Below are 9,145 nucleotides of genomic sequence, written 5' to 3'. Positions count from 1 at the left end.
CTGCGGCCCGTCGCCTGAAGCACCGCGCCCGACCCGATCGCGAATCGTCAAAGTCGGGCTCCGACAAGGCTGACCTAGATGTGGTCAGCTTGGATGTCGGAGCAACCATTGATATATTGAACGAACTTACTCGCCGTTTGGCGGTCGCTGGTGGCTCTCGTCAAGAGCCACAGGCGCCGGACTGACATGGAGTTTGCATGCACGACCAGAACAACGTCTTCTATGCGATCGCGCTTTCCGTCGTCATCCTGATTACCTGGCAGTATTTCTTCGCCACCTCATTCGTGGGAAAGCCGGCCGCACCCAAGATGTCGCAAGCCGGCACGACGCAGGTCCGAGAGGTGGCAACGCAGACCGCGACAATACCGCGGGTACAACCATTCCAGGCGACCTCGCGGCAAGCGGCGCTTACCAGATCGCAGCGCGTCGCGATCGATACGCCGAGGCTCAGAGGATCGATTGCGCTGACCGGGGGCAGGATCGACGATCTCGCCCTGGTTCAATATCGCGAAACCATCGATCCCAAATCTCCCGCCATCGCGCTGTTGTCGCCGCCAGGCAGCCCGCAACCTTTTTATGCAGAATTTGGCTGGGCCGATGTCTCCAGCTTCCATCTGAAGATCCCCGATTCAAAAACGGTCTGGCTCCAGAATGGCGTGGGTAGCCTCGGAGTGGGACGTCCGATCACCCTTGTCTGGGAAAACGGCCAAGGCCTGGAATTCAAGCGGACGATTTCGGTCGATGACAAATACCTGTTCACCATTCACGATCAGGTCATCAATCGTGGACAGGTGGCGGTCACGCTGGCCCCCTATGCGTCGATCTCCCGCCACGATCCGCCGCCGGCGCCGGCCTCCTATCTGCTGCACGAGGGTCCGATCGGCGTCCTGGGAGACCAGGGATTGCAGGAGGTCAGCTACAAGGCTCTCGACGACAAGCAGCGCGTTGCCTTCAACACAAGCAATGCCTGGCTTGGCTTTACCGACAAATACTGGGCGGCCGTGCTGCTGCCCGAGACGGATGCGCATCTGCAGGCGGAATTTTCGGCAAGCGCGCTCGGCTCGCTGAAGACCTATCAGGCCGACTATGTTCAGGACGCGCAAACCATCATGCCGGGCGCCGAGGCCAGCATCACCACTCGGCTGTTTGCCGGCGCCAAGGAGGTTGCCGTTCTCGACGGTTACGACAAGTCGCTCAGGCTCAACCGGCTCGACCTTGTCATCGACTGGGGCTGGTTCCGTTTCATCACCAAGCCGATGTTCACGCTGATCGACGCGATCTTCCGACTGGTCGGAAATTTTGGCGCGGCGATCCTGATCGTGACCCTGATGCTCAAGACCGCATTCTTTCCGCTCGCCGATAGAGCCTATGCGTCAACCGCCAAGATGAAGGCGCTGCAACCCCAGCTCCGGCTCATCCGCGAGAGCTTCCCCGACGACAAGGTAAAGCAGCAGCAGGCCGCGATGGAGCTCTACAGGAAGGAGAAGATCAACCCGATCGCGGGGTGCCTGCCGACGCTGATGCAGCTCCCGGTTTTCTTTTCTCTCTACAAGGTGCTGTTTGTCACGATCGAGATGCGTCAGGCGCCGTTCTTCGGATGGATCAGGGATTTGTCCGCGCCCGATCCCACCAATGCGTTCAATTTGTTCGGGCTCATCCCCTATGACCCGGTCTCGCTGCCCTTTCTGGGCGCCTTCCTGGCGATCGGCGCGTGGCCGCTGATGATGGGGCTGACCCAGTGGTTGCAGATGAAGCTGACGCCGGCCTCGCCCGATCCGGCTCAAGCCGCCGTGCTGAACTGGATGCCCGTCATCTTCACCTTCATGCTGGCCAAGTTCCCGGCGGGCCTCGTCATCTACTGGACCTGGAACAATTTCCTTTCCATCGTTCAGCAAGGCATCGTCATGCGCCGGAATGGCGTGCGGATCGAATTATGGGATAGGCTCCGGACGATGTTCACAACGGACAGCGGCAAGTAGGAACGGCGATGCAATTGCGGGTGTTTGGACGCACGGGACTTGAGCTCTCGGTGCTGGGCTTTGGCTGCGGCGCGGTCGGCGGCTTCATGGTGCGGGGCGATCCCGCCGAACAGGAGCGCACCATCGCGCGGGCAATCGACGCCGGCGTGAATTACTTCGACACCGCCGTGCAATACGGCAATGGCGAATCGGAAAAGAACCTTGGCCGCGTCCTGCAAAGGCTGAAGCCGGCCAACATCGCGGTCGGCACCAAGGTCCGGTTGCCGGCAAGCGAGTTCGGCCGCATCGCCGACGCCGTCACGATGTCGCTCGAGGGCAGCCTGGCGCGCCTGCAACTCGACCGGGTCGACATCTTTCACCTCCACAATGCGATTACCGTGACCGGCGGCGGACCGGCACTGAGCGTCCGCCAAGTGCTCGACGACGTCGTGCCGGCATTCGAGCGCCTGCGCCAGCAGGGCAAGATCCGTTTCCTCGGGATGACCGCCGTCGGGGACTCCGCGGCGCTGCATCAGGTGATCGATGCACGCGTGTTCGACAGCGGCCAGATCGTCTACAACATGCTCAATCCGTCCGCCGCCGAGGCATTGCCGGCGAACTATCCGGCACAGGACTATGAACGGTTGTTCGATCATACGAGTGCAGCCGGCGTCGGCGTGGTCGGCATCCGCGTGCTCGCCGGCGGCGCGTTGTCCGGCACGACCGAGCGTCACCCGATCGCGGGTCCCGCGCCCGCGCCGATCGGTTCGGCGATGAGCTACGATGCCGACGTCGAGCGCGCGCGCCGTCTTATCCCGCTGGTGAGAGAAGGGTTTGCCGCCAGCCTGACCGAGGCCGCCACGCGCTTTTCGCTATCGCATCCGGCGATGGGCACGATACTGGTCGGCTTGGCGACCCCGCAACAATTCGAGGAGGCGCTCGCCGCCGTGCAAAAAGGTCCGCTGCCGCAAGCCGCGCTCGAGCGATTGTCAGAACTGCGGCAGGCCTTCTCCGGCGAACCACGCTGATGGAGCCGGGGGCAACATTTTGATGAGAGCGCGATTGGCGTGGCCTGTCTTTGAACGAGAAGCCGCGCACCATCTCGCATGTCCGCCGTACGGTAGTACATTGGGGACGCGAAGCGGGAGTATCTCGCACCATGTCGGATCATTTGAAGGAAGTTCCTCCAGCCGCCCGTCTGCTGGGACGCGAGATTGTTTCCGTGAACGCCCGACCGGGCGAAGTTCATTTGCGGTTTCTGGCTCGGGATCAATTCGCCAACCGTCACGGTACCATTCAAGGCGGCATGCTTGCTGCAATGCTCGATTCGGCGACGGGGAACGCGGTGATGGCCAGTCTTTCGTCTGACCGAACGGCTGTCACGACACGGCTCGATACGACGTTCATCAGGCCCGCGATCTTGGGGCCCCTGACCGCGATTGCCCGCCTCGTCAGGCAGGACGATAGGTCCGCTGAAGCCGAGGCCGAACTTTTCGACAGCACTGGCCAGATTGTCGCTCGCGGTCGCGCCGAGTTGCGCGTTCGGCAACGCAGGAGCGAGGCGTAGATAGCCGCCAAGGCTCTGGATATCATTCACGCTGCGCGTAGCGGTCCACATGCGAAGGAGGACCGCCTGATCATTTCACTACGAGACCGGAATAGTTCGAAAATGAACAACATTGATCTTGTAGAGGCGCTTCACCGGATTTGGAATACCGGCGACCTCGCGCTCATCGACAGCGTTTATGCAGCTGATTTCCACGCGCACTGGCCCAAGAGTTCGGAAGTTCCCGAGCGGCGTGGCATCGAGGGCATTCGTTTCGGTGTCGCGCGGATCAGGACCGCATTCCCCGACTGGCATGAACGGGTGCTGGATGTTTTCGGCTCGGGGGACAAGGTCGCGAGCCGTTACGTTTCCACGGGAACGCACAAGGGCCCGTTCTGGGGTATCGAGCCGACAGGGCGGCTCATCGAGATCGAGGAGATGTCGATCTTCAGGATCGCCCATCACCGCATCGCCGAGCAATGGTGCATGTTCGACGAACTGGGAAGGCTGCAGCAACTCGGTGTCAGCGTCGATCATCTGCGCCAGGTCCTGAAGATCTAGAATCGCGCGGCGACATCCCACCCCACTACTTGTAGAGTTCCTCGATATCGATCGGCAGCTTGATTTCGGTGCCGCGCCGGGCCGACAAGTCCATCGCCATGGTCAGGAGCAGGTTGCGGTGGCCCTCGGCCGCGGAGCCGTGCGGCGTCTTCAGGCCGGTGTGGATGCGTCCGAACCAGCAATTGGTTTCTTCCCGCATCGGACCCCACAGCTGGCCGTCGTTCATGTCGCCCGGTGGATAGCTGGTGAGGAAATCGACGTGACGCTCGAACTCGGGCTTGTAGTTGCGCGAGGTGTAGCCGGCGCCGATCGGCTTCTCGGTCGCCATCACCAGATCGCGATGGGTGTCCTCGATGTCGATGACGCCTTCAGTGCCGACGATGCCGACCTGCAGACCGTACACCGCGCCCGGCCAGACATGCGGCAGCGCCCAGCTGATGTTCATGCTCCAGATCGTGCCGTCGTCCATCGTGAAGATGCCGAAGGTCGAGTCCTTGGTGCCCCACATCGCGAGCGCCTTGTCGACCGAGCGGGCGTAGACCGACACCGGCGTCTTGCCTTCCATCAGATACAAGGACATGTCGAGCGCATGCGTGCCCGATACCACCATCGGGGTCAGGTTCTGGCGCTGATTGGTCTTGCGGATGGTGGCGATCGGCACCATCCGGTTCATGAAGGCGCGGGTGACCACGGAGGTCACATCGCCGATCTCGCCGCGGGCGAGCTTGCCCTTGACCGCCTGGAAGCGGCGCCGGAACCGGTTGGTATAGCCCATCACGGCATCGACACCTGCGTCCTCGATCGCCTTCAGCACCTTCGCCGACTCCCTTGCGTCGGTCGCCAGCGGCTTTTCGATGAACAGATCGAGCTTGCGTTCGCAGGCGGCGAGCAGCGGACCGACATGGGCGTTCTCGTCTGTCGCGATGATCGCGGCGGTGACTTCCGGGCGCTTCAACAGCTCGTTGTAATCGATGGTGAAGAAATCGGCCTCGGCGTCGGCTGCGAGTTTCTGGCCGACCTCGGCATTGGAATCGCAAAGACCGAGCCAGCCGATGCCGGGATAGTCCCGTGCGAATTCGGCCCGGATGCGGCCGATCGTGCCGCAGCCGATCACGGCGAGGCCGATCTGTTTTCGTTGGCGTCTCATGGGGTCCTTTGAGGTGGCAAGATGACGTAGCGATGGGAACAGGTGCGGCAATGCGGCAGAGCAGCGCCGCGGCCGGCTACACCGGCGTGCGGAATTTCTTGTAGAGATCCTGGACCGCTGACAGGGACTGGTTGTTGAGCGGCAGGGCGATGGGCTCGCCGGACTCCGCCGAGAGATCGGCGCCGAGATAGGTCTCCATCACCCGCCGCGCGCTCTCCGGCGACACCATCGGCGGCTCGTCGCGCAACACGCATTCGAGAAAGTGGATCGTCTCGGGTGCCATCTGGCCGGCATAGACATGATCGACCCATTCGCCCGGCATGGTGGACATCGGATATTGCGTGCCGTCCTTCATCGTATTGAGCCAGTTGGCGCGCTGGGTGTCGTCGAGGAACAGCGAGCCTTCGGTGCCGGTGATCTCGATCGTGGTGGCGCAGTAGTTCGGATAGCTCGGCGGCAGGTTCCAGCCGCCGCCGATCGAGACCAGCACGCCATTGTCCATGGTCACGGTGCTCCACATGATGTCATAGGAGCCGTTGACCGCCTGCATGTAGCCATAGGCGCCCTGCGAATAGACCCGGACCGGCTTTGCCGGCTCGAGCAGCCAGAACACGAAATCGAGGTCGTGGGTCGATTCCATGGTCGCCGGCGACAGCCTGCCACGGCTTGCGATCTTCTTGCCGAGGCCGCGCGACAGATGCCGGCTCACCATCACCGACACCGGCTTGCCCAGGGTGCCGTCGGCGATCTTCTTCCTGGCGTAGGCGAGCCGCGGGTTGAAGCGCTGCGAGTAGCCGATGGTGAATTTGAGATTGCCGCGCCGCGCGATCTCGATCAATTCGTCGGCCTCGAACAGTTCGAGCGCGATCGGCTTTTCCAGCAGCACGTGCTTGCCCGCCTTGAGGCAATCGCGCGCGATCGGATAGTGGTTGGATTCCGGCGTCGTCGAGATGTAGACCACCTTGATGCGGTCGTTGTTGATGATGTCGCGATAGTCGAGCGTCGCGGTCGCGGCATTGGTCAATTGCTTGACCTCGGCGAGACGCTCGGGCCTGATTTCACAGATGTGAAGCCTATCGACCAGCGAGGAGCGCGCGAGCGTTTCCGCCCGGATGCCCCCGCACCAGCCAGTTCCGATGACCGCGACTTCGACCTGTTGCACGCCCGTCTCCCTTGTACGTCGCTGTCGCGACCAGTCGTTCCGTTATCGTGACCTGTATTTCCGCGATTCGCGGCCGATACGCCCTTGGCGAAGTCTCACGGCTGGTGCCGCGCGGAAAAGGACCATTCCGCGCGCGCTACGTCAATCCGAACGGAGCCCGTTCTCTTCGATCACCTTGCCCCACTTGGCGGTTTCGGCGTCCATATAGCTCTTGAACTGCTCCGGCGATTGGCTGGAGACTGCGATCGCGCCGCTGTCGAGCATGCGCGCCCGAATGTCCGGCTCGGCGAGCACCTTGACGATCGCCGCGCGCAGCTTCTCGATGATCGGCTGCGGCGTGCCGACAGGCACCAGCACCCCCTGCCAGGACGACGTCACGAGGTTTGTCCATCCGAGCTCGTACATGGTCGGTATATCCGGCAGATTGGCGATGCGCTGCCTCGTCGTGACGGCAAGCGCCTTGACCTTCTTGTCCCTGATCAGCTCCATCGCCGAGGACATCGTGGTGAACATGACGTCGACGTGTCCGCCCAGAATATCCGTTACCGCTGGCGCCGCGCCGCCCTTGTAGGGCACATGCACCATGTCGAGCGCCGCATCCTTCTTGAGCACTTCCATTTCGAGCCGATTGAGCGTGCCGCTGCCGGGCGAGGCGAAGGTGACCTTGCCCTGGTTCGCCTTCACATAGGCAATCAGCTCGCCGACGGTGTTGGCCGGGAAGTCCGGCCGCACGATCAGGACACTTGGGGTGTCGGCGCACATCGACACCGGGGCCAGCTCCTTGTCCGGCTTGACGCGCATGTCGGGATAGATCGCCGGGTTGATCGAGATGGTGCCGACATTGCCGAGAAAGGCGGTATAGCCGTCGGGCACCGCGCGCGCCGCGGCCGTCGTGCCGACCATGCCGGCCGCGCCGAGGCGGTTATCGACCACGATCTGCTGGCCGAGGATCTGGCTCATGCCGGGCTGCAGCATGCGGGCGACGAAATCGGATGCGCCGCCGGGCGCGAACGGCACGATCATGGTGATGGGCCGATTGGGATAGTTGCCGGCATCCTCGGCGCAGGCCGCCGCGCCGAGCAGGACACACAAGGCGCCGCCAAGCGCCAGGCTGATTCCGATGCCAGTTCTCTCTCGTGGTGGCATGGTTGTTCCCTCCCTCAATCTCGACCGTCGTTTTTTTGATGGCCCGATCCGTTGCGATCGATGAAGTCCGGAGTCGGGAAATTACGGCCTGCGCGCGTTCGGACCGGCTTATGCCTGCGCTTGTGGTTGGACCTGCGACGCAAACGCCAGCTCATCCGCCCGCAATGGTTTCGACGGCCCCGCTCTTGACCGATCGGTGGATGGCTTCGAAGGTGCGGACATTCGCCAGCATTTCATCGAGCGCGACCGGATAGGTTGCCCGGCCCAGTGCTGCGCGGCCAAAGGCCTCGAGGTTGTCGCGCACCGCCGGGTGCGGCGGATAGAACGCGGTGGCCGGTGGTTCGTCGCGATGCACCGATGTCACGTCCCAGCCGGTGGAATTTTCCGGATGGCTGCGGTCGCGGATTTCCATCCAGCCCTTCGAGCCGAGCACCGCGAGGCGCCCCATGAACGGCGTCGCCAGCACGGCGCCGAGTAACGCGGTCGCACCGCTTGCAAAGCCGATCGTGATCGAGAGCGTATCGCCATTGGCAAAGTCGCTGCCCAAGGTCGCCAGCCGCGCCCAGACGCTGGTGGGACGGCCGAGCAGCGCGATCGACAGATCCATCATGTGGATGCCGGTGGCGGAGAGCGGGCCGACCGGATTGATCGTATGCGACAACCGCCAATTATCGGCGGGCAGTTTCAAGAACTTGTCCTGGCTGAAATTGCCCTCCAATAGCAGCGGAGTGCCGAATTCGCCGGCGGCAAATCGCTGCCGCAACTCGACGACCGCCGGCTCGAAACGGCGTTCGTGACCGATCCCCAGCTGAACTCCGGCTTGCCTGACCGCCGCGATCGCGCGCTCGGCATCGGCGGACGTCGTGCATAACGGCTTCTCGCAGAAGACATGACGCCCGGCCCGCGCGGCCGCGACGATCTGGTCCGCATGATATTGCTGAGGTGTGGACAGGATCACCGCCTGCACATCCGGATGCGCCAGCGCGGCATCGAAATCGAGCGCGGTCTCGACACCCAACGCCAATGCTGCCTCGCGCTGCGAATCCAGGGGATCGACGCCGAGCACGGGCTTGATGACGGTGCTGTTTGCCAGATTCCTGAGAATGGTCTGTCCCCACCATCCCAGACCGATAATCGCAGCCTTGATCATTGCTCGGACCTTTTTCTTGTTCTGCGCGAAACCCGATCATCCAGCCCACACCGCACAACGTCAATGTCGCAGACGTAATTTATCTCGATCAACGCGTCGGAAATGCCGCCGAACCGGCACGCCTTCAGGGGTAGACAGACGTCGCGCAACTTGCACGTGCCGATTGCTTCTGGCTTGTCGGCAGGGCGGACCGCGGCGAGACTCGTGGAGGAGATCATGGCGTCGGCGCAATCGGGTCGCGAACAGCCGATCGGCGACATCCCATATCGCAGTTGCGAAGGGCACGGATGCCGTTCGCCGGCTTGCAAAACCCCGGCGACGCCGACGATCTCGCGGCCTTTCTCTGGGGTTGCAAATCGACGACACCGCCGACGCCGAATTCATCGCGATCCGCGCCAAACCGGACATCACGAGCCGATGTCGCCTGGCGCGACGCCGCGTTTGCGATCAGCCCGGCGGCCGCGCTACTCTGGCT

10 protein-coding genes are annotated in these 9,145 nt (G+C 62.8%); 6 read left to right on the top strand and 4 right to left on the bottom strand.

Annotation, left to right across the window (positions count from 1 at the left end):
• The 5 genes from WCB02_RS03175 to WCB02_RS03155 form a co-directional block, all read left to right on the top strand.
• The coding region (locus tag WCB02_RS03175) for a hypothetical protein (RefSeq protein ID WP_423956289.1) at window positions 1-185 on the top strand (185 nt) is incomplete at its 5' end.
• 12 nt (window positions 186-197) lie between these two features.
• Window positions 198-1,979: a membrane protein insertase YidC gene (gene yidC, locus WCB02_RS03170; protein ID WP_423956286.1), complete on the top strand. Its 1,782-nt coding sequence runs from the start codon at window positions 198-200 to the stop codon at window positions 1,977-1,979.
• Between the two features lie 8 nt (window positions 1,980-1,987).
• Complete coding sequence (locus WCB02_RS03165; protein ID WP_423956284.1) at window positions 1,988-2,986, top strand: aldo/keto reductase; 999 nt, start codon at window positions 1,988-1,990, stop codon at window positions 2,984-2,986.
• Between the two features lie 131 nt (window positions 2,987-3,117).
• Entirely contained in the window at window positions 3,118-3,525 is a 408-nt protein-coding gene (locus WCB02_RS03160) for a PaaI family thioesterase (RefSeq protein WP_423956282.1), read from the top strand.
• Window positions 3,526-3,627: 102 nt separating this feature from the next.
• Window positions 3,628-4,065, top strand: a complete 438-nt coding sequence (locus WCB02_RS03155; protein WP_423956280.1) for an ester cyclase — start codon at window positions 3,628-3,630, stop codon at window positions 4,063-4,065.
• Window positions 4,066-4,090: 25 nt separating this feature from the next.
• Here the strand turns inward: WCB02_RS03155 and WCB02_RS03150 are convergent, their stop codons facing one another.
• The 4 genes from WCB02_RS03150 to WCB02_RS03135 form a co-directional block, all read right to left on the bottom strand.
• The gene (locus tag WCB02_RS03150; protein WP_423956278.1) at window positions 4,091-5,212 is read right to left on the bottom strand and encodes a Gfo/Idh/MocA family protein; all 1,122 of its coding nucleotides are present in this window, start codon (window positions 5,210-5,212) and stop codon (window positions 4,091-4,093) included.
• 76 nt (window positions 5,213-5,288) lie between these two features.
• Window positions 5,289-6,374: a Gfo/Idh/MocA family protein gene (locus WCB02_RS03145; RefSeq protein ID WP_423956276.1), complete on the bottom strand. Its 1,086-nt coding sequence runs from the start codon at window positions 6,372-6,374 to the stop codon at window positions 5,289-5,291.
• Between the two features lie 141 nt (window positions 6,375-6,515).
• Complete coding sequence (locus tag WCB02_RS03140) at window positions 6,516-7,520, bottom strand: Bug family tripartite tricarboxylate transporter substrate binding protein (RefSeq protein WP_423956273.1); 1,005 nt, start codon at window positions 7,518-7,520, stop codon at window positions 6,516-6,518.
• A 151-nt stretch (window positions 7,521-7,671) separates the two neighbouring features.
• Window positions 7,672-8,670, bottom strand: coding sequence for a Gfo/Idh/MocA family protein (locus WCB02_RS03135; protein WP_423956271.1), 999 nt, complete (start codon window positions 8,668-8,670; stop codon window positions 7,672-7,674).
• Window positions 8,671-8,957: 287 nt separating this feature from the next.
• Between WCB02_RS03135 and WCB02_RS03130 the strand changes: the two genes are divergently transcribed.
• On the top strand, window positions 8,958-9,145 hold a 188-nt coding region (locus tag WCB02_RS03130), incomplete at its 3' end, for a hypothetical protein (protein WP_423956269.1).

It is taken from the genome of Bradyrhizobium sp., assembly GCF_049581145.1.
Taxonomy (GTDB): Bacteria; Pseudomonadota; Alphaproteobacteria; order Rhizobiales; family Xanthobacteraceae; genus Bradyrhizobium.
This window is presented reverse-complemented; position numbering and strand designations above follow the sequence as displayed.

Excerpts from the sequence above, each read along its gene's own strand:
- WCB02_RS03150 (WP_423956278.1), bottom strand. The coding sequence starts at position 5,212 with ATGAGACGCCAACGAAAACAGATCGGCCTCGCCGTGATCGGCTGCGGC.
- WCB02_RS03160 (WP_423956282.1), top strand. The coding sequence starts at position 3,118 with ATGTCGGATCATTTGAAGGAAGTTCCTCCAGCCGCCCGTCTGCTGGGA.
- WCB02_RS03135 (WP_423956271.1), bottom strand. The coding sequence starts at position 8,670 with ATGATCAAGGCTGCGATTATCGGTCTGGGATGGTGGGGACAGACCATT.
- yidC (WP_423956286.1), top strand. The coding sequence starts at position 198 with ATGCACGACCAGAACAACGTCTTCTATGCGATCGCGCTTTCCGTCGTC.
- WCB02_RS03155 (WP_423956280.1), top strand. The coding sequence starts at position 3,628 with ATGAACAACATTGATCTTGTAGAGGCGCTTCACCGGATTTGGAATACC.
- WCB02_RS03165 (WP_423956284.1), top strand. The coding sequence starts at position 1,988 with ATGCAATTGCGGGTGTTTGGACGCACGGGACTTGAGCTCTCGGTGCTG.
- WCB02_RS03140 (WP_423956273.1), bottom strand. The coding sequence starts at position 7,520 with ATGCCACCACGAGAGAGAACTGGCATCGGAATCAGCCTGGCGCTTGGC.